The 20,596-nt window shown below is 69.5% G+C and carries 14 protein-coding genes; 6 read left to right on the forward strand and 8 right to left on the reverse strand.

Going from position 1 to position 20,596, the window contains the following annotated elements; genetic code table 11:
• Window positions 1-58: 58 nt before the first annotated feature.
• The 4 genes from F8178_RS08545 to F8178_RS08560 all read right to left on the reverse strand — a co-directional run bounded on the left by F8178_RS08545 (window position 59) and on the right by F8178_RS08560 (window position 4,975).
• Window positions 59-1,813, reverse strand: a complete 1,755-nt coding sequence (locus F8178_RS08545; RefSeq protein ID WP_317494154.1) for an ABC transporter permease subunit — start codon at window positions 1,811-1,813, stop codon at window positions 59-61.
• On the reverse strand, window positions 1,810-3,300 hold the full coding sequence (locus F8178_RS08550; RefSeq protein WP_317494155.1) for an ABC transporter substrate-binding protein: 1,491 nt from the start codon (window positions 3,298-3,300) through the stop codon (window positions 1,810-1,812). The genes F8178_RS08545 and F8178_RS08550 overlap by 4 nt, the downstream gene beginning before the upstream one ends.
• A 124-nt stretch (window positions 3,301-3,424) precedes the next feature.
• Window positions 3,425-4,213, reverse strand: coding sequence for an ATP-binding cassette domain-containing protein (locus F8178_RS08555; RefSeq protein WP_317494156.1), 789 nt, complete (start codon window positions 4,211-4,213; stop codon window positions 3,425-3,427).
• 9 nt (window positions 4,214-4,222) lie between these two features.
• Window positions 4,223-4,975: an ABC transporter ATP-binding protein gene (locus F8178_RS08560; RefSeq protein ID WP_317494157.1), complete on the reverse strand. Its 753-nt coding sequence runs from the start codon at window positions 4,973-4,975 to the stop codon at window positions 4,223-4,225.
• A 168-nt stretch (window positions 4,976-5,143) separates the two neighbouring features.
• On the opposite strand from F8178_RS08560, the gene F8178_RS08565 reads away from it, so the two are divergent.
• Complete coding sequence (locus tag F8178_RS08565; RefSeq protein WP_317494158.1) at window positions 5,144-8,287, forward strand: amino acid adenylation domain-containing protein; 3,144 nt, start codon at window positions 5,144-5,146, stop codon at window positions 8,285-8,287.
• Entirely contained in the window at window positions 8,284-9,567 is a 1,284-nt protein-coding gene (locus tag F8178_RS08570) for an FAD-dependent oxidoreductase (RefSeq protein ID WP_317494159.1), read from the forward strand. Before F8178_RS08565 ends, F8178_RS08570 begins: the two co-directional genes overlap by 4 nt.
• 54 nt (window positions 9,568-9,621) lie before the next feature.
• On the opposite strand, the gene F8178_RS08575 is transcribed toward F8178_RS08570, so the two are convergent.
• The gene (locus tag F8178_RS08575) at window positions 9,622-10,299 is read right to left on the reverse strand and encodes a hypothetical protein (protein WP_317494160.1); all 678 of its coding nucleotides are present in this window, start codon (window positions 10,297-10,299) and stop codon (window positions 9,622-9,624) included.
• Window positions 10,300-10,580: 281 nt separating this feature from the next.
• On the opposite strand from F8178_RS08575, the gene F8178_RS08580 reads away from it, so the two are divergent.
• A complete protein-coding gene (locus F8178_RS08580; RefSeq protein WP_317494161.1) occupies window positions 10,581-11,336 on the forward strand; it encodes a BTAD domain-containing putative transcriptional regulator in 756 nt (251 codons plus the stop codon).
• 31 nt (window positions 11,337-11,367) lie between these two features.
• Here F8178_RS08580 and F8178_RS08585 read toward each other — a convergent pair whose 3' ends face one another.
• Complete coding sequence (locus F8178_RS08585; protein ID WP_317494162.1) at window positions 11,368-12,423, reverse strand: AraC family transcriptional regulator; 1,056 nt, start codon at window positions 12,421-12,423, stop codon at window positions 11,368-11,370.
• A 144-nt stretch (window positions 12,424-12,567) separates the two neighbouring features.
• Between F8178_RS08585 and F8178_RS08590 the strand changes: the two genes are divergently transcribed.
• The gene (locus F8178_RS08590; protein WP_317494163.1) at window positions 12,568-14,097 is read left to right on the forward strand and encodes an NAD(P)/FAD-dependent oxidoreductase; all 1,530 of its coding nucleotides are present in this window, start codon (window positions 12,568-12,570) and stop codon (window positions 14,095-14,097) included.
• On the opposite strand, the gene F8178_RS08595 is transcribed toward F8178_RS08590, so the two are convergent.
• Window positions 14,045-14,713, reverse strand: coding sequence for a TetR/AcrR family transcriptional regulator (locus F8178_RS08595; protein WP_317494164.1), 669 nt, complete (start codon window positions 14,711-14,713; stop codon window positions 14,045-14,047). The genes F8178_RS08590 and F8178_RS08595 overlap by 53 nt on opposite strands.
• A gap of 188 nt (window positions 14,714-14,901) precedes the next feature.
• Here F8178_RS08595 and F8178_RS08600 point away from each other — a divergent pair, with 188 nt between their 5' ends.
• Window positions 14,902-17,622, forward strand: coding sequence for an MMPL family transporter (locus F8178_RS08600; RefSeq protein ID WP_317494165.1), 2,721 nt, complete (start codon window positions 14,902-14,904; stop codon window positions 17,620-17,622).
• Entirely contained in the window at window positions 17,622-19,670 is a 2,049-nt protein-coding gene (locus F8178_RS08605) for a YhgE/Pip domain-containing protein (RefSeq protein WP_317494166.1), read from the forward strand. The genes F8178_RS08600 and F8178_RS08605 overlap by 1 nt, the downstream gene beginning before the upstream one ends.
• 8 nt (window positions 19,671-19,678) lie before the next feature.
• On the opposite strand, the gene F8178_RS08610 is transcribed toward F8178_RS08605, so the two are convergent.
• Window positions 19,679-20,539, reverse strand: a complete 861-nt coding sequence (locus F8178_RS08610; protein WP_317494167.1) for a PhzF family phenazine biosynthesis protein — start codon at window positions 20,537-20,539, stop codon at window positions 19,679-19,681.
• Window positions 20,540-20,596: the final 57 nt, after the last annotated feature.

Raw genomic sequence — 20,596 nt, forward strand, 5'->3', positions numbered from 1 at the left:
CATTGCAAATGATAATCGTTATCATCTATATTCGATGGTGTTCCCCACAACCGAGGGTTCAGGACCGTTCGGTACGGACGAGGCTGGCGACCACGCCGAGCGTGGCCAGGCCGATCGCCGGCACCGCCACCGTCCATGGTGCACGCTCGATGTAGCGGACCGACTCCGCGAGCATCGCGCCCCATTCCGGTGAGTCGTGTGCGGCACCCAACCCGAGGAAACTCAGCCCGGCCAGCGAGAGCGTGTTGTGCGGGATCCGCATCAACGCGTGCCGCGCGACCACGGGAAGCACCGCGGGTAGCAGGTGCCTGCGGAACAGCCACACCGCGCTCGCTCCCGACGCGATCGCTGCCTGGTAGTAGCCAGCCGCCCGCACTTCGGTGGCCAGCGTGCGAGCGTGCACCGCGATCGGGATCCACGCCACCATCGCGACCGCGGCCGTCGCCCCGGTCAGTCCCGGTCCGATCACGGCGGCTACCAGCACGCCGAGTAGCACCGGGGGCAGCGCGTTGAGGACCTCGGCCACCCCGGCACGCGCCCGCGTGCCACGGATCCCCACCACGGTGCCGGTGACCAACGCCGCGAGACTGACCGCGCAACCGAGCCCCACGCTGATCAGTGCGCCGTGACCGAATCGGGCGAGTAGATCGCGCCCCAGTGCATCGGTACCGAACGGGTGCGACAGTGACGGCCCGACCATGCGGACGTCGAGATCGATCGCGTTCGGGTCGCCTGCCAACCCAAGTACGACCGCCAGAGCCAACGTGCCGCCGAGGATCAAGGGAAGCCGTCGCGACGGCGGGGTCACCGCTACGGTCGGAGTGAGCCCCGAGGCTTCGAGCGCCGGTCCGAGCATCACCCGGTGCAGCACGATTCCAGCCCCGCCGACGGCCAGGCCGAGCAGCACCAGGATCGTCACCGCGCCCTGCACCCGAGGCAGGTCCTGCGCGAGCACGGCCTCGAGCGCCATGTGGCCAAGGCCGGGGACGGCGAACACGCTCTCGACGATGATCGAGGTGCCGACCAGTCCGGCGAACAGCAGCGCGATCTGCGGCACTGCCACCGCGAGGGTGCGGCGCACCAGCGCGGAGACCATCAGCACCGGGCCGAACCCGAGCGCACGCCAGGCAGGCACCCAGCTTTCGGCGACCGTGGCCGCCAGCGCCCCACCCAGTACCCGGCTGAGCAGGCCACCTGCCGGTAGTCCGAGCGCGACTGCCGGGAGTATGGCGTGTCCCGGACCGGACCAACCCGAGGTCGGAGCCAGGTCCCACCGCACAGCCACGATGGCCAGCAGCACCGAGGCCAGCAGGAAGTCGGGCACGGACGCCAGCAGCGCCCCGGTCACATCGACGCCGCGACCCGCGCCGCGGCCGTGCCGCACCGCGCGGACCAGTGCCGGGGTGAGCACCAGCAGCGCGGTCACCACGGCCACGAGCGCCGCCAGCGCGGCAAGCGTGGCCGAGACGCCCGTCGCCCCCGCGAGCGAGGGCGCGACAGCCTCACCGGTCACCCACGACACGCCGAAATCGCCACGCACGGCACCGGACAGCCACTGCAGCGAACCTTTCAGTGGGTCACCCGGCAGATCGAGCTCGTCGCGAATGGACTCCAGTGCCTCTGGATCGGCCTCGCGCTCGGCGGCGCGCGCCCGCAGTACCGTCAGCGCGGGATCGCGGCCGCTGAGCCAGGGCAACGCGCCGACGGTGAACACGACGCAGGCACACGCCGCCAGCGCGACGAGCGGGCCGCGCAGCGCGGCAGGCACCGGGATCGCACCTGGCGTGCCGCGCCGCGCTCGTCTCACCGTCACGGAACGTGCGTCTCCGCGGTCACGATCACACGTTCCACTGGGTCCTCTGCCACGCCGGTTACATCGTTGGCCACACCGATGCGGGCGTGCTCGCCCGCGAGCGGGACGAACGAGTTCGTGGCCAGGATCTCGGCTTCGATCTCCACAGCGGCCTGTGTCCTGTCGTCCACATCGGTCTGATCTGCGGCATTCGCGATCGCGTCGTCGATGCGGTCTTCACAGAACAACGCGAGGTTGTAGCTGCCCTCGCAACTCCAGTCCGAAGCGAGGTAGCCGACCGGGTCGTTGGTCTCGATGAGGTAGGAACGCGTCCCGATCACGGCATCGAACGCGCCTTCCATCAGGTCGGATTCCATGGCGGCGAAGCTCCGGACGACGACGTCCACGTCGAACCCGGCCGCGCGCAGGTCCTCGGCTACAACGGAGGCCACCTCGGGCAGTTCGGGACGGTCGTCGTAGGTGGCTAGCGTGATCGACTCACCGTCGACGTCAGCGGGTTCGGATTCCGGTTCGACCGTGGGCCGATCCTCGATCCAGTCGCTCACCGGCCCGAATAGGCCGTCGATCGGATCGGCACGCCCCTCGTATACCCCCGCGACGACGGGATCGCTGTCGACCGCCGCTGCCGCGGTGGCGCGCAGCGCCGGGTCGTCGAAGACGTCGCTGGTGTTGTTGAGCAGCATTCCGACCGTGCGCGGTATCGGGATCTCGAGCAACTGGCCGTCGTCGAGGGTGTCCGCCTGTGCGATCGGAATCGCATCTGCGATGTCGATCTCGCCGGTGCGCAACCCGCCCACCCGGCTGGCTGCGTCCTCGACGAAGCTCACGTCCACGCCGGCTGCCTGCGGTCGGCCGTCCCAGTAGTCCGGGTAGGCCTCCAGCCTCGCCGCGCTGCCGCTGAGCTCGGCCAGCTCGAACGGTCCCGTGGCGGCACCAGCCGGGTCGGGGGTGCCCGGGTCGTCGGCGTAGGCGTCGGGCGCGAGGATCGCCAGCTCCGGGGTCGACAGCCGCTGCGGCATGATCGGATCCTCGTCCCCGGTGGAGATCGTCACCGCGTGCCCGTCGCTTGCCTCAGCCTCGACGTCGACGCCCGCCAGCGCTCGGGGCTTCGGGCTGGCATCCGCGGCATAGTTGATGGCCGCTGCCACGTCCTTGGCGCGCAGCTCCGTGCCGTCATGGAAGGTGACGTCCTCGCGGAGCGTCAGTTCCCAGGCTGTCTCGTCGACCTGCTCCCAGCTCGTCGCGAGCAGCGGTTCCACCTCACCGTCCTCGTTCAGCCGGGTCAGCGGCTCGGCCACGCCCAACTTGCTGAGCAGGAAGGCATCGTCGCTGAACGGCGACATCTGCTTGACCGGCTGGAAAGCCATGGCCACGTCGAGCCGCTCGAAGCCGTCACCATCCCCGTCGCCGAAACACGCTGTGGTCAGCATCCCGCACGCGAGCGCCGCGCTCAGCGCTCGAAGGTGGCGAGAGCGAGCTCCGTTCATGAGTGCACGTCCTTCCGTTACCGAGGAGACACGATCAGGTGACATGCTAGTGATAATCATTTTCATTTATGTTGCCGGGGTGGCTCGCGCGGCTGTCCGGCCCCGTGCCGCGGCGATCCGTGCGTCAGGTCCACTCCGGCACGGCATCCAGCAGGCGGCGCGTGTAGGGGTGCTGCGGGGAGGAGAAGAGCTCGTCGACACGTCCCTGCTCCACGATCCGCCCACCCTGCATGATCACTACGCGGCGGCAGAGGCGGCGCACGACGCCGAGGTCGTGTGAGACGAGCAGCAGCCCGAGCCCGCGACCGGTGCTGAGCTCGCGCAGCAGCTCGGTGATGCGGGCGCGGGAGGTGGCATCGAGGGCGCTGACCGGTTCATCGGCGATCAACAGCTCCGGTCCCGCGGCGATGGCACGGGCGATGGCCAGCCGCTGCCGCTGCCCGCCGGAGAACTCGTGCGGGTACCACCACGCCATGCTCTCGTCGAGGCCGACGGCGTGCAGCACCTCGGCGACACGGTCCCGGTGCGGCCCAGCGAAGCCGAGGCAGTGCAGCGGCTCGGCGATGCTGTCGCCCACGCGGATGCGGGGATTCAACGACCGCCCCGGATCCTGCGGGATCATCTGGACCATCGAACGGAACCAGCGTGTCCGCCGCCTGCTGCCGAACGGCACCGGGCGCTCATGAGGCCCGGCGGTGACCTCGCCGGAATCGGGACGTTCGAGCGCGAGCAAGATGCGGGCCAGTGTGGACTTTCCGGCTCCCGATTCGCCTACGACGCCGAGACGTTCACCCTGTGCGACGGACAGGCTCACGCCGTCGAGTGCGGTGACCACGCGGGACCGTGCCAGCGGCGAGGTCCTGCGACGGTGACTGCGGCTGAGGTCGTGCGCGGTGAGCAGAGGTAGTGACACGCGCGGTCCTCACGACTCGGCGACTGCGGAGTGCGCAGGCATGCGGGCGGGGGTGTCCTCGACGATCCGGCCGGCGTCCATCACCAGTACCCGTTCGCACATCCGGGAAACCACGGTGAGGTCATGGGTGATGAACAGCATTCCCGGCGGGAAGCTCCCCTCCTGCTCGAGTAGTCGCTCGAGCAGGTCGAGGATCTCGGCCTGCACGGTCACGTCCAGCGCCGAGGTGGGTTCGTCGAGCACGAGGAAGCGGGGCAGGCACGCCAGCGCCATGGCGAGGCAGACCCGCTGCCGCTGCCCTCCAGACAGTTGCGCGGGCGCCGACCGCGCGGTGGCGGCGGGCTGCGGTAGCCCAACCAGGTCGAGCATGTCGACCGCGGCCCTGGCTGCGGCCCGGGCGGTCATGCCCCGGTGGCGGCGGAAGGGTTCGGCGAGCTGCCTGCCCACCCGCGTCAGCGGGTTGAGCGCTGTGGTGGTGTCCTGGAACACCTGCGCGAGATCGCGCCCCCGCACCCGCCGGAGCGCGCGCTCGGGCAACCCGAGCAGCTCGGTGCCATCGAGCCGCACGCTGCCCGAGGCGGCGCAGCCGCGTGGCAGCAGCCCGCTCAACGCCAGCGCGGTCAGCGATTTGCCCGCTCCCGATGGACCGATCAGTCCCAGCCGTTCCCCGGGCCGGAGCCGGAAGTCGACACCGGCCACCAGCTGGGTTCCGGTCGCGGTGCCGCCATCCACCATCACGCGCAGCCCAGCGACTTCGAGCACGGCATCTCCTTCGCTGTTAATGAAAACCGTTGTCATCTGATCGGAGAGTTTAGCGACGTTCTCGACTGCGGTACACCGGCCCGGCGCGGTGAGCGCATCCTGGCGCCGTTGTGAGCAGTCAGCGGGATGTCAGCACCGTGTCAACCCGGCGAGGAGCATGCGGGATGCGTGGGCCCCGCATCCGAACCGATCATCCCGATCAAGGAGTTGACGTTGACCACCACCGCATCGACGGCACGGCACGACCGGACCGCCGGATGGTATGGCGTGACCACCGACTACCCGCGAGACCAGGTGATCCACCGGCTATTCGAGGAGGAAGCACGGGAACGGCCCGACGCCGAGGCCGTCAGCGACGCGGAGGTGAGCCTGACCTACGGCGAGCTGGATCGGGCAGCCGACGCGCTCGCGCGCGACCTCCTCGCGGCCGGAGTCGGCGAGGGCGACCTGGTGGGAGTGCTGGTGAAGACTTCGGTGCGCGCGAGTGCCGCGATCCTCGCGGTACTCAAGGCGGGCGCCGCTTACGTGCCGCTCGACCCGGATTACCCCGATATCCGGCTGCGAGAGATGTGCGAGCGGGTCGGGATCCGCGTGGTGATCACCACCGGGGGTACGCATCACCGGCTCGGCACCGAGCGGGTAGGTGTGCCCGCACGGCTGGACACCACGTCGGCGGGGGCACCGGTGAGCTCGCGGCGGCTCGCCACCGATTTCGCCTACGTGATCTTCACCTCCGGATCCACCGGTCGACCCAAGGCCGTCGCCGTGCCCCATAGAGGCGTGGTGCGGCTGGTGCGCGGCGCCGACTTCATCAGCTTCGAACCAGGGGACACGATGCTGGCCACCGCGAACCTGTGCTTCGACATGTCGTGCCTCGAGCTCTTCGGGGCGCTACTCAACGGGTCGCGGGTCATCTGCGTCGACACCGAGACCCTGCTGTCCCCGCACGACCTGGCTTCGCTCATCGAGTCCGAGCAGGTGACCACGATGTGGCTCAGCGCTGGGGTGTTCCACACCGTCGCGGCACGCCGCCCCGACATGTTCGGCTCGCTGAAGTATCTGGTGGCCGGTGGGGACGCGCTCAACCCCAACGTCGTGCGGGCCGTGCTCCAGCACGGTCCTCCGGCACACTTCGTCAACGGCTACGGCCCCACCGAGAACTCGATGCTGTCGACCGCGCACACCATCGACAGCCTCGGTGACGGCGAGGTGACGGTGCCGATCGGGTTGCCGATCGCCAACTCGAGCGCCTACGTGCTTCGTGAGGATCTCAGCCCCGCGGCTCCCGGCGAGGAGGGCGAGCTCTACCTGGGCGGTGACGGTGTGGCGCACGGGTACTACGGGGACCAGGAGCGCACGCGCGAACACTTCCTCCCCGACCCGTTCTCGACCGAACCCGGTGCGCGGATGTACCGGACCGGCGATCGGGCCCGCAGGCGGGAGGACGGCGTGCTCGAGTTCCTCGGTAGGGTCGACCGCCAGGTCAAGATCCGCGGCTTCCGGGTCGAGCTCGGCGAGCTCGAACACATGTTGGCCACACACGCGGATGTGGCGGAGGCCGTGGTGGATGTCCACGAGTCGCGCTCGGGTGAGCGCAGCATCGTCGCCTGGGTCGTTCCCGTGTCGCGGGCCGAACGTGATGCCATCGCCTGGGAGCGTCGCTTACGGACCTATGTGCGGGACCGACTCCCGCGGTTCATGGTGCCGAGCGCGATCAGAGTGGTCGACCAACTACCGCTCAACCACAGCGGGAAGGTAGACCGCGACCGGTTACCGGATGTCCACACCGGACGAGCTGTGGCGAACCCGCCGCGGGCCGGGACCGAACACGCCGTAGCGTCGATCTGGTGCGCGTTCCTCGACATGGACGCCGTCGACCGCGAGGATGACTTCTTCGCGATCGGCGGCCAGTCGTTGCAGGTGACCCAGGTCGTCGCCGCGCTGGAGGACAGGTTCGGCGTGCCTGTCGAGCACGGCCGCGCGGTACTCAGGAAGCTACTGGCCGCACCCACCCTGCGAGAGTTCTCGGCGTTCGTCGACGAGGTGGCGGCGGGTGCCGACCCGGCGGGCGAGGAAGCGGTGGACTTCGAGGCGGAATCGCGGCTGGATCCGGCGATCCGGTTCGACGCGCCGACCGTGGGGAACTGGCGGGAGCCCGACGAGATCCTGCTGACCGGAGCTACCGGCTTCTTCGGTGCCTACCTGCTCGACCGGCTCGTGCGGCGAACGCACGCGACGATCCGATGCCTCGTCCGCGCTGCCGACGAGCAGCACGCCATGACGCGGATCGAAGCGAACATGCTCCGTTTCGGGCTGTCCTTCGACAGCGTGCGAGGCAGGGTCGTCCCGGTCGTAGGCAGCCTCGACGAGCCGGGACTCGGTCTGGGAGAAGCCTTCGACCGGCTCGCCGAGCGAGTGGATGTCGTGCTGCACAATGGCTCGCGCGTCAACTTCGTCTACCCGTACGCGAGCCTCAGAACGACCAATGTGGATGGCACTCACGAGGTGATACGGTTCGCGGCCGCGGGGCGGCTCAAGCCGGTGCACTACGTCTCGACGATCGGGACCATCGCGGGAAGTGGTGCTTCCGGGGTGCGTTTCCTCGATGAGCACCCCGCCCCCTCGCACCCGGAGTACATCTCGATGGGCTACCCGGAGACGAAATGGGTGTCGGAACGGTTGTTACAGCACGCGGCCGAGCGCGGTTTGCCGGTGAGCATCCACCGGCCGTACGAGATCACCGGGGCCAGCGACACGGGTGTGTGGAACACCGACACGATGGTGTGTGCGCTGTTCCGCACGATCGCCGAGACCGGTCTCGCGCCCGACGTGGCGCTGCCGCTCGACTTCGTCCTGGTGGATCTCGCGGCCGAGGCGCTCGTTCACATGCTCACCCACGAACCACCGCGCGGCAGGCTCTATCACCTGACGAACCCGAGGGAGGCGCGCCTCGACCTGCTCGTCGAGCGGTTGCGGGCGCGCGGCTACCTGGTGCGCGAGGTCTCCTACCAGCGGTGGGTCGACGAGATGTCGGCGCTGGCCGCCACGGACCCGACCTGCCCCCTCGCGCCGTTCATGCCGGTGTTCGCGGGTATCGCCAACAGCGGCGACATGACCGTCAAGGAGCTGTACTTCGCGGATACGTTCCCCCGATACACCAGGGACAACATCGAGAGCGCCTTGGCGGGCTCCGGTGTCGAGCTCCCGGCCGTGGATGCCGAGCTGCTCGACACCTACCTGGACTACTTCGAGGCCTCCGGCTTCCTCACCAGCCAGGCGCGGGCGGAGACTGGGCAGGGGGTGACGGGGTGAGAGTCGGCATCATCGGCGGGGGTCTGGCCGGCCTCACCGTGGCATGGCTGCTGGACCGATCCGTGGGCGGAACGATCGAGAGGGTCACGCTGTTCGAGCAGGATCGGCGGCTCGGTGGCAAGGTCGAGTCCGTCCCGCTGGACGACAACGGGGCACGCGCAGCCGATCTCGGGGCACAGCACGTGGCCCCGGCGATCTTTCCCACCCATGCCAGGCTCCTTCGGCGATTCGGCCTCGCCACCGAGCTGATCGACTGCCCGCTGAGCGTGACGGTGAGCGGATCCGGCGGGGCCGTCGTCGTGACACCGCATCCCGGGCTGCGCCCGCAACCCGCAGGGCCCGCGGGCGACGACAACCTGCGTTACCTAGCGGGTTTCCTCGACCGCGCCTGCGGGGTCGAAGATGACCAGAGAGCCTGGTCGATACCGCTGGAGCGGGTCGTCGAGTCGGTGAGCCTTCCCGGGTGGTTCCGGCGGGAGGCCCTCTACCCACTGCTCGCCTCGTTCGTCGGTTGCCCCGTGGCGCAAGCCCCCGAGCTGTCCTGCCGGGCGGCCGCTGCGTGGCTGGTACGCAACGCCTCGAGCTCCGGTGACCAGCCGCCAGCGTGGTACAACCTGCGCGGCGGGCTAGCCCGGCTCGTCGACAGCCTCGCGAGTGACCTCAACCGGGTCCGGGTGGAAACGGCGAGCCCGGTGATCCGTGTCGTGCCCGGTGTACGCGACTACGAGATCCATGCCTGCGGTGGAGTGGTGGACTCGGTCGATCAGCTCGTGCTGGCCGCGGCACCACCGGATCTCCTGCCGGTGCTGGATGGGTGGCCCGACCCGGTGCTGCCGAGGTTGCTGCGGCGTTTCGAGTTCGTCCGCTCGCTGGTGGGGGTGCACCGGGATCCCGTGTACATGCCTGGCGGGCGCGACACCTGGTCGACCACGAACGTCGCGCTCACCGGCGAGCCCGGCGGGCCACAGTGGGCCGAGCAATCGACGTGGTACGGCCCGATCACCGGTGCCGACGTGTTCAAGAGCTGGCTGACCAACAGGGACCGGGAACCGTCCGAGCTCCTTGCCGTGCGGGTGTACGATCACCCGGTGCCCACGGTGGAGCACGTGGCCGCGCGGCTGGCTCTGGGTGAGCTGCAGGGGGGTGCCGGTGTGCATTTCGCAGGAAGCTGGACCACGGATATCGACAGCCAGGAAAGCGCGGTGCGCTCCGCGCTCGCCACTGCCCGCCGCATCCTCCCTGCGGCGCACCGGGTCGCCGAGTTGGACGGTGCCGTCTGACGGTAGGTCGCGGTTGCCGGGGCCCGTGGGCTCACGCGCTCCGGCAACCGGCCACTACCGCGCGGGGGCGTCCGCAGCTGCCTGCCAGAACCGTTCCAGGCTCTCCTCGAGGCGCCAAGCGTGGCACACGGCCTCCTCGGGATCGTCGCCGCGGTCGAGACCGCGCTGTGCCACCGCGACGGCGAGCTGTGTGAGATCGCCGGGAGGGGCCGTGGTGTACAAACCGGTGAGGCTCTCGGGCAACGCGACTCCGGCATCCGAGGCTGCTTCGGTGAGATCGGCGCAGGCGGGGAAGTAGACCGTCACATCGGAGTGCACCGCGAGCGCGCTCGCGGTGAGGCTGCCGTTGAGCGAGATCCAGGACAGCGTGTCCGCGAACGCGTACGCGGCGGGCTCGTCCGGCCAGCGGCGCATGTCCGGCTCACTCAATCCCAGCGCTCGTGCGGCGGTGAGCAGTGCGGGCCGCGCGGCCGAGACCAGCTGGGCCAACCAGGTGTAGAAGTCGGCCGCTGGAGTGAACGGGAACCGAGCGATGAGCGCCCCGAAACACGTCAGCTCAGTGCGTTGCGCGGTGTACTCCATGGCCACCAGCCGTTTGAGATGGATATCGGACAGCGTTCCCTCGCGGACCCTGTCGAGCAAGGCGTTCCCTGCGGGACGGTCGGTCCGTAGTTCCGAGAGACGCCTCACGAGGTCGCGGGCATCGGATGGTGCGCGTGTGACCGTGGTCATCGATCCTCCCAGTACGCGAAGCGGGCAGCGGGTTACGCTCCCGTTCTCGTCGAGGGCGCTGACATCGCGCTGACAGGTCGATGATGCGGAGTGGGGACACCACACGTCCGGCCGATTGTTCCGGAGAAATACCCTGAGTAGCGTGATCACGACATTGTGATATGACGATTCCGTGGGGGTATCTCGCTTCAGGGAAAGCTTCCCCGCGCGCCCTTGGGTCGAGATGTTCCAAGGCGCAGCGCGCGACGTGTCCACTGAATCCACGTTGATCTGGAGGAACGGTGATCCGATTCCGACTCCTCGGCAGTGTGGGGGTGTGCCGGGATTCGGGAGACGGCGCTGCGGTTGCAGGCACCCGCCGCCGGGCGCTGCTGGCCATGCTCCTGCTGAACGCCGGTAACGACGTCACGTTCGGCAGTCTCGCCGAGGCGGTGTGGCCGGAGGGCGAGCCACCCCGCAGCGTCAACGCGCTGCAAGCCCAGATCACACGCCTGCGGCGGTATCTCGCGGAGCGATTGGACGGTCGGCAGCTCATCGAGACCCGTGGCTTCGGCTATCGCATCGTGCTGCGGCCAGGGGACCTGGACCTGGAGCGTTTCGAGCACCTACGCCGGGCAGCACGGCAACGGGCAGGGAGCGATCCGGGCGGGGCGCTCGACCTGCTGCGCACGGCACTGGCCCTGTGGCAGGGTCCCGCGCTGGCCGACATCCGTGACCACAGCGCGACCCTGCACGCCGCTGCGGTGCAGGCGGAGGAGAACCGGATGCTGGCGATCGAGGAACTCATCGATCTCAACTTCCGCCTTGGCAGGCACGGCCGGATCATCGGGGACCTCAAGAGGTTGGCCGCGGAGTACCCGATGCGTGAGCGGCTCTACGGGCGCCTCATCATCGCGCTCGGTAAGACGGGACGCCGCGCCGAGGCAGCGCAGTACTTCCGCCGGACCCACGAGCAGATGGTCGACGAGCTCGGCATCTCCCCGTCGAGCGAGCTCAATCAGGTCCTGGCGGACATCCTCGCTGACCCGCAGGGCTGACGGCGGTTCCCGGCAGCGTGGGCGAGTCCGATCACCCGCGCGGCCGGGAAGCGGCACGGCGTGCCTGCTCGCTGGGCGGGTGACCGCGCCAGCGGGTGTAGGCGTGGGTGAACGAGCCGGTCTCCGCGTAGCCGAGCCTGCTGGCGACCTGCTCCACCGAGAGGCCGCTGTCGAGCAGTTCCATGGCCAGTGCCTCGCGAACCTCGCTGACCAGCGCGCGGTAGCCGGTGCCCTCCGCGGCCAGGCGGCGGTGCAGGGTCCGTTCGGTCATGCCGAGCTCGCGGGCCACGTCGGCCATCGGTATCGCCGGGGTTCGCGCCCGCAACAGTCGGGTCCGCACCCGTGCCGCGATGCCCGCCAGGCGGTGCCTGCGGTCGAGCAGCCGTTCACACTGTTGGACACAGAGCTGGGCGGTGTGCGGATCGGCCGCGGGCATCGGCTCGTCGAGCAACGCGCGGGGAACCGTGGCCGAGGTGCGGTCCGCATCGAACTCGATGGTGGCCGCGAGGTCGAGCCGGGCGAGCGGGTTCCCCGGTGGCTCCGGCAGCCGCAGCCGTAGGTGCGCCGGGATGTGGTACAGCCGGTCCCCGAGCAGCACCGGCAGGACGTGGGCGATCGCGGCGAGGTCGCGCTCGAGCAGGAAGTGCCGCACATCGGCCGGAACCTCGCTGTCGTCGACGTCGACCACCGCGGTCGTATCCGTCTCGTGCAGCGAGAAGGTCACGAAGATCGAGCTCAGCGCCGCGTAGCGCAGGCCGATGGCCGCCGCGTCGCGCACTGTGGGGCTGGCCAGCATGGCGTAGCCGAGGATGCCCGCGTTGGTGATCGTATAGCGCAGGCCGGCATCGATGCCGAGACCGTCGACGTCGCCCACACGCGCGAGGAGGTTGCGTGCGATGGCGAGTTCCTGGCTGGCCTGCACCTCGGTGTCGGGATCGTCGAGATCGGCGGGCGCCAACCCGGTTCCCGCCAGGCAGGACCGGGCATCGACGCCGTGCTCTGCACCGGTCTCCAGCAGGTGCCTGCTGGCCCCCGCGGCTCGCGGTACGTCCCAGCTGGGACGGCTACGACTGGGGCGGACGGGCACGTGTCCGAAATTATCAAATCCACGTCTTGTTCGCCCATTCACCGGCAGGGGTGGAGCCCGTAGCTTCGGGTGACGTGGCCACGGGCGCTGCCACGCGCGTCCGGCGTTTCGTAGTCCAGTCCCGCACAGGAAGGTGTGGTGGTGATGAGCAGTCGGAACCCGTCGGTGGCGATCATCGGGGCCGGGATGTCCGGCCTGTGTATGGCGATCAGATTGCTGCAGGCCGGGATCAACCGGTTCGTCATCTACGAGAAGGGCTCCGACGTCGGTGGCACGTGGCGTGACAACACCTATCCCGGCCTGTACTGCGACGTGCCGTCCCGCTTCTACCAGTACACCTTCGCCCCAGACCCGGACTGGAGCCGGTTCTTTTCGCCGGGAGAGGAGATCCAGCGTTACTTCTCCGGGGTCGCCGACCGCTACGGTCTGCGTGGCCGTATCCGGTTCGGCACCGAGGTGGTCAGCGCCGAGTTCGCCGGTGACCGTTGGCACATCCGTACCAGCACAGGCGAGGAATCCACAGTAGACTTCCTTGTCTCGGCGACCGGGGTGCTGCACCACCCGCGCTCCCCGGATTTTCCCGGGCTCGAGAGTTTCTCCGGGAAGGTGTTCCACTCCGCCCGTTGGGACCACTCGCTCGATCCTCGCGGCAAGCGCATCGCCGTGGTGGGCACCGGGTCGACCGGCGTGCAGATCGTGTGCGGGCTCGCGGTTACCGCGGGCAGGCTGGAACTGTTCCAGCGCACCGCGCAGTGGATCTTCCCGGCCCCGAACCCGCGTTACACCACGGTGGGCAAGCGTGCCCACCGGTCGATTCCCTGGCTGAGTCGCCTGGCCTACATGACCTACCGCGCACTGTTCGAGGCCTACACCAAGGCCTTCACCAAGCCCGGCTTGCGGCGCAGGTTCATCGCCGCGGTCTGCCGAGCCAACCTGCGCACCGTGCGCGATCCCGAGCTGCGACGCAAGCTGACCCCGGACTACCAGCCGATGTGCAAACGGCTGGTGATCTCCGGGGAGTTCTACCGCGCCGTACAGCGGGACAACGTGCAGCTGGTCACCGACCGGATCGATCACATAGAGCCGCGCGGCATCGTCACCGACGACGGCGAGCTGCACGAGCTGGATGCCATCGTGCTGGCGACCGGGTTCGACGCGCACGCCTACGTGCGGCCGGTGCGGCTGATCGGCCGCGACGGGCTGACGCTGGAGGAGGCCTGGCAGGACGGTCCCCGCGCCCACAACACCGTCGCTGTTCCGGGCTTTCCCAATTTTTTCATGCTCATGGGCCCCCACAGTCCGGTCGCCAACTACGCGCTCACCGCCATCGCCGAGAACCAGGCTGAGCACATCCTCCGGTGGATCCGGCGGTGGCAGCAGGGCGAGTTCGACTCGGTCGCACCGACCCCGCAGGCGCTCGAACGGTTCCACGCCACGCTGCGTACCGCCATGCCAGCCACCGTCTGGGCATCGGGCTGTGACAGCTGGTACATCGGCCAGGACGGGTTGCCCGAGGTGTGGCCATTCACCCCGGCCGAGCACAGGAAATTACTGCTCAGCCCACCGGATCCGGCCGACTACGAGCTGCGCGGCGGCACCGGAGCGGGGCAGGCCGTCGCCGCTACTGCCCGGTGGCGACCAGCGCCGTCACGATTTCGGGGAGTACCTCGGTGACGAGCTCGCTATCCGCTGTGGCCTCGCTTTCGGTGAATAGGGCGCGCTCCAGTGCCTTCTCATAGATCCCCGACAGCACGGATACCGCGTTCTGCGGGCTGACCCGCAGGGTGATGCCCAGCCTGCCCAGCATCGTCGCGAGGATCTCGCCGATCCGGTCGAGGTAGTGCCGCTGGGTCCGCTCGGTCCGGGCGCGCAGTTCCGGGTCGCGGAGGGCGTACGCGCGGAACTCGCTGAGCAACAGGTACCACTGCCGGTCAGGGACCAGGGCGGTCGGGATCTCGCTGGCGACCTGTGAGACGGTCTCGCGCAACGGCTGAGTGTCCGGGGGCGGGCTCGTCGTCAGCACATCGTCGATGGCCTCCTGGAGCCGCTCGCACCAGCGGTGGAGGTGCTCGGCGTACATCGCGAGGAACAGGTCTTCCTTGCTGCCGAAGTTCGAGTAGAACGCGCCGCGGGTGAACCCCGCGCGCTCGCAGATCAGCTCGATCCTGGTGTCGCGGATGCCGTGCTCGGCAAGCACGTCGAACGCCACATCCATCAGCCTGCGCCGGGTATCGGCGCGGCGCCGGGTGCCACGCGTGGGTGGTCCGGCGGGCGTTTCGGTCGCGGTCATGGTGCCGCCTCCCGCAGCGTGCGATCCGGTTGTGATCCGTCCCGCATTCGGCACACAACCGGCACTTCCCGTACCTAGAGTATGACGATACATGGTGTATTGAGTGAGGTGAACAACCTCGCGAGTGAGTTCACCGGTCGGCTGTGCGGGGAACGGCCGGCCGTGATCAGCAACACAGGAGTGCGCCGTTGTCCTCGTTCCTGTACCGGGTTGGTCGCGCGGCCGCACGCGCCCGCGTCGCGGTGCTCGTCGCGTGGCTCGCCGTGCTCGCGATCGCCGGTGGCGCGGCCGCGATGTTCAGCGAGGGGCCCGACGACTCCTTCGACATCCCCGGCTCCGAGTCGCAGGAGGCGCTGAACTACCTGGGGAACGTCTTCGGCGAGCTCAGCGGCGCCCAGGGGCGCATCGTGCTCGTTGTGCCGGACGGGCACCGGGTGGACGACCCTGCTAACCAGGAGGCTGTCGCCTCCGCCTCCGCCGAGATCGAACGGCTCGAACAGGTCGCTACCGTGGTCGACCCCTTCGCCGAGGATGCCGCCCACGCGATCTCCGACGACCGGCGCGCTGCGATGATCGAGGTGCCGTTCGACGCGGAGCTGGGCCACATCTCGGAGCACACCACGACCGAGATCGCGGCGGTGGCCGACGAGCTGCGCGCGGCGGCAGGCGACGGTGCGGAGGTGCACCTCGGCGGCGAGGCCTTCGAAGACCTGGTGCCGGAGTTCAGCCTCGTCGAGGTCGTCGGCGTGGTCGTCGCGCTCGGCGTGCTGCTGGTGCTGTTCAAGTCGTTCCTCGCGGCGGGCATGCCGATCGTCACTGCGCTCGTCGGGGTGGGGATCTCCGTCGGGTTGATCTTCGCCGGTACAGCGCTCGCGCCGATCTCCTCGACGGCCCCGATGCTGGCGGTGATGCTCGGCCTGGCGGTGGGCATCGATTACGCGCTGTTCATCCTGTCCCGGCACCGCGATCAGCTCGCCGAAGGTTTCGAGGTCACCGAATCGATCGCCCGAGCAGCGGCGACAGCGGGGTCGGCGGTGATCTTCGCAGGGGTCACCGTGATGGTCGCGTTGCTCGCCCTGGTTGTCGCAGGGATCCCGTTTCTGACCACCATGGGGATCGCCGCGGCAGGAGCGATCACGGTGGCGGTGCTGGTGGCGATCACGCTGCTGCCCGCCCTGATGGCGTTCGCGGGGGAGCGGCTGCGGCCCCGGCAACGCACCGCACGGCGGCGGACGACCCGCACGCGCCCAGAGCGGATCGGGCTGGCTCGGCGCTGGGTGCGGTTGGTGACCAGGGCGCCGATGGTGACCATCTTGCTGCTCACCGGAGGCCTCGGTGCCCTCACCCTGCCCGCGACCGACTTGCAGCTTGCCTTACCGGACGGCGGCAGCCAGGAGGTCGGCAGCGAGGCACGCGACGCCTACGACGCGCTCGCCGAGCACTTCGGCCCGGGCTACAACGGACCGCTGATGGTGACCGCCGACATCATCGGCTCGCACGACCCGGTTGGTGTCGTCGAGGCCATCGCCGAGGACATCGAAGGCCTCGACGGGGTCGAGACGGTGCCGCTTGCCACCCCGAACCCCGGTGCCGACACCGGGGTCATCCAGGTGATCCCGACAAGCGCCCCGGACTCCGCGCAGACCGAGGAACTCGTCGAGCGGCTACGCGGTTACGAGGACCACTTCGTCGAGTCGTACGGCGTCGACACCGCCGTCACCGGCTTGACGGCCGTGGCCATCGACGTGTCCGACCAGCTCGGCAGCGCGATGGTGCCGTTCGCGATCATTGTCGTCGGGCTCTGCCTCGTCTTGATGGCCATGGTGTTCCGCTCGATCTGGGTTCCGATCAAAGCGAGTGCGGGCTATTTGCTGTCGGTCGGCGCCGCGTTCGGGGCGACCTCGCTGGTCTTCCAGCACGGCTACTTCGCGGATGCGCTCAACGTCCCGGAAACCGGCAGCGTGATCAGCTTCCTGCCGATCATCCTCATGGGCATCCTGTTCGGACTGGCCATGGATTACCAGGTCTTCCTGGTCTCCCGCATCCGGGAGGCCTACGTGCACGGCGAGGATCCGCATCGTGCCATCGAGAGCGGCTTCGTCGCGGCCTCCCGCGTAGTGGTCGCGGCCGCGACGATCATGCTGGCGGTGTTCGCGGCGTTCGTGCCCGACGGCTCACCGGAGATCCAGCCGATCGCGTTCAGCCTGGCCGTCGGGGTGTTCGTGGACGCGTTCCTGGTGCGGATGACGCTGGTGCCCGCGGTGCTTTCGCTGCTCGGTGAGCGCGCCTGGTGGCTACCGCGCTGGCTCGACCGCAGGCTCCCTGCCTTCGACGCCGAAGGGGCAGCGCTGCTGCGCGAGGTCCGGCTGGCCGACTGGCCTGCGCCGGATTCCCCGGAGCTGGTGAGCGCGCACCAGTTGCGGGTCACCGATGACACGGGACGCCCTGTCACAGCCACGGTTGACATGCATCTCGAACCGTCAAGGTCGCTCGGGCTGTGCGGTGGCGCGGGCGCCGGAAAGAGCGCCATACTGTACGCGATCGGCGGCCGCGTGCCCGGATTCGAGGGCGATCTGAAGGTTCTCGGGAGGGCACTACCGCAGCACGCCAGGGCGATACGGCGGCGTGTCGCGATGATTCCCTGCGGCCAGTCCCGCGCCCCGGCAGAGGAAGCGCGGGCAGCGCTCGCGGACGGGATCACGTTACTGCTGTTCGACGACCTCGACGTCGTCGTCGACATCGAGCAGCGAGCCTCGCTGCGCAAGATCCTGGCACATCCGACCACAGCAGACGGGACACCCGCCAGCGTGGTTTTCACCTGTCACGACCAGACGTTGCTTGGCGACATCCTGCCGGAAGGATCCGCATCCACCGTCGCCCTCTCCCGACAGCTCGAAGAGGTCAGCTGATGTTCGAATCGATCCTCCGTACGGCACGCGGCCAACAGGTACCAGGGCAACGATCGCTGTCCTGGCGGGGTTTGGCCGCGGTGATCCTCGTGCCCGTCGTGGTGCTGAGCCTGCTCACCTGGGCGTTCTGGTCACCGGCGAGCGCAGGCGCACCGGCGGCCGTGGTGAATCAGGACGAACCCGTCGAGGTGAACGGGCAGCTCACCCCACTCGGAAGGGAACTGGCCGCCAAGCTCACGCAGAGCGAGGACTCGCCGTACGACTGGGAACTCACCGATGCCGCGGACGCGCGGTCCGGTGTGGCCGATGGCAGGTACGCGGCAAGCGCGGTCATCCCGGAGGAGTTCTCCGCGCGCGCGACCTCGACCGTGGCCGACGACCCGATGGCGGCCACGCGGGCGCTGCTGCGGGTGGAGATCTCACCAAGCGCCGGGCTGCTTGACCCGCGTGCCAGCATGCAGGCCGCCGAGGATCAGGTGTACGAGCTGGGTCGGGAAGTCGTGCAGATGCATATCGACCAACTCTACGAGGCGTTCGCGGAGCTGCACGGCGGCCTCGACGACGCGGCCGGTGGTGCCGGTGAGCTGGCGGGTGGCGCAGACGAACTGACAGGCGGTGCCGGGGAGCTCGCGGGCGGCGCCCGCGAGCTCGATGACGCGGCGCGCCAGCTAGCGGCGGGGGCCGAGGAACTGGCAGCAGGCACGGGGCAGCTGGCGGGTGGTTCGGGCGAGCTCGCGGGTGGGCTGGCGGACCTGCATGAGCAGACAGCCGACCTTCCCGGGATGACCCGTCAGCTCGCCGACGGAGCCCGGCGCGTCGCCGAGGGTAACGCGCTGATGGCGGAGACGGTTGCGCCGCTGGCGGACCGGCTGATCGCCGCGGTGGACGAGCTGCCTGCCGCTTCGGACACGGCTGACCGGGTACGGGAGCTGGCACGGCAGTGCGAGGACGAGCTGGCAGCGCCGGTGTTCTGCGAGCAACTAGCCGACGTGGCGGGCAGTATCGGCCAACACGCTGAGCTGATCGATGCGGCTGTCGAGCGGGTGCGCGACGCCGCCGAGCAGGCCAAGGCCGCGGTGACCGGGCAGGCCGAGGGATCCCAGCAGGTCGCCGACGGCGCCGAGCAGCTCGCTGAGGCGATGCCGCCGCTGGTTGCGGGGATCGGCGAGGCAGCAAGCGGTGCGCAGGAGCTCGACACGGGTGTCCGCGAGCTCGATGCAGGCGCGGCGGAACTGGCTGACGGCTCCGGCCAGCTGTCGGTCGGCGTGGCAGAACTCGCCGACGGTACCGGCGAGCTGGTAGGCGGTGCCCGCCAGCTGCACGGCGGTACCGAGGAGCTGGCGTCGCAGCTGGAGGACGGGCGTGACCAGGTACCCCACCACGACGACGAGGAGCGTGACCACCTGTCACAGGTGGCGGCCAGCCCGCTCGGCGCTGACGTGTTCGGCTCCCCCGATCTCTCACGAGCGGCGGTTGCGCTGTTTGTGGTGCTGGCATTGTGGGCGGCCGCACTGGCGACCTACCTGATCGTCCCCGCGGTGCCGCGCGACACGCTCACCTCGCGCGAGCCCACCTGGCGGTTGGTGGCGCGTGCGGCTCTCCCCGCGGCCGCCGTGTCCGGCGTGCTCGCGGTGGCGGTCAGCCTGGGGCTGTGGCCGCTGCTCGGGCTGTCCGGTGGTCAGGTCGCCGCGCTGTTCGCGGCCACGGCACTGGCGGCGGGCACATTCATGGTGGTCAACCAGGCCCTGGTGGCGTTGCTCGGCCAGCCGGGGCGCGTGGTGTCGCTGGCGGTGCTGCTGCTCACCCCGGCGATCGCACTGACGGCCACGGTGCCGGACGCGTTCGCCGGACTGGGCGCATGGCTACCTACCTATGGCGCGACGCAGACCCTGACGACGATCACCACGGGCAGCTCGGCGGCGCTCACTGGCGTGGGTGCGCTGTTGGCGTGGTCGGCCGTTGGCGGCATCGCGCTGATCGCCGCCACCGACCGCCACCGCACGCTGCCGGCGAAGGGGCTCCGGCAAGTAGCCGCGAGCCCGGCGTGAGGTCGGGTTCAGGCTGCGGTCAGGGTGCCGTCCAGGACGGTGACGGCACGGCCAGCGATGTGCACCCGTTCGCCTGCCACGGTGGTGCGTGCCATCCCGGTGCGCTCCGAGACCTGTAGCGCGGTCAGCTCCGCACGGCCGAGCCTGCCCGACCAGTACGGCGCGAGTGCGGTGTGGGCGCTGCCGGTGAACGGATCCTCCGGTACATCGAACGCCGGTGCGAAGAACCGCGACACGTAGTCGTAGCCGGTTTCGTGACCGGTCCGGCTGTCGGCACGGGCAGCCGTGACGATCACCCCGCGTACCCCACGCTCGCAGCTCCACCGGGACAGCGCGGACAGATCCGGCCGTAACGCCCGCACCGTAGCCTCGTCGGGCAGGACCACAAGCGCATCGGTGAGGGAACCGGTGCAGAAGGCCGCCTCGGCCCGCGTGCCGAGCGCGGCCACCAGCTCCTCCTCGTCGGCGATCTCGGTCAGCTGCGCGGCAGGGAAGTCGAGGGTGATGGCGCCATCGGCGGCGGTGTGAGTGGGAAGGATGCCGCTTCGGCTGCGAAACCGGATCGTGCCGACACGGCCGGAGTCTGCGTGCAGCGCGTGCGCGGTGGCCAGCGTGGCGTGCCCACACAGGTCCACTTCGACGGCCGGGGTGAACCACCGGAGGTCCCAGTCCGCCTCGGCATCGGTGGGTAGCGGGCGGGCGAACGCTGTCTCGGAGTGCCGCATCTCCGCGGCGACACGTTGCATCCAGCGCTCGTCCGGCCAGTCGCCGGCCTCCAGCAGGCACACCCCGGCGGGATTGCCGGTGAACGGCTGGTCGGTGAAGGCGTCGATGACACGGATGCGCAGTCCGGACCGGGTGATCGTCATGCGTCACAGGCTACGTACCGGGCGGCGCCAGCGGCGAGCGAATTACCCGGGGGCGGG

The organism is Haloechinothrix sp. LS1_15, assembly GCF_033042135.1.
Classification (GTDB): domain Bacteria; phylum Actinomycetota; class Actinomycetes; order Mycobacteriales; family Pseudonocardiaceae; genus Haloechinothrix.

Bases quoted from the DNA above. Each gene is read 5' to 3' on its own strand.
- F8178_RS08550 (WP_317494155.1), bottom strand. From the start codon at position 3,300: ATGAACGGAGCTCGCTCTCGCCACCTTCGAGCGCTGAGCGCGGCGCTC.
- F8178_RS08575 (WP_317494160.1), bottom strand. From the start codon at position 10,299: ATGACCACGGTCACACGCGCACCATCCGATGCCCGCGACCTCGTGAGG.
- F8178_RS08590 (WP_317494163.1), top strand. From the start codon at position 12,568: ATGAGCAGTCGGAACCCGTCGGTGGCGATCATCGGGGCCGGGATGTCC.
- F8178_RS08595 (WP_317494164.1), bottom strand. From the start codon at position 14,713: ATGACCGCGACCGAAACGCCCGCCGGACCACCCACGCGTGGCACCCGG.
- F8178_RS08605 (WP_317494166.1), top strand. From the start codon at position 17,622: ATGTTCGAATCGATCCTCCGTACGGCACGCGGCCAACAGGTACCAGGG.
- F8178_RS08610 (WP_317494167.1), bottom strand. From the start codon at position 20,539: ATGACGATCACCCGGTCCGGACTGCGCATCCGTGTCATCGACGCCTTC.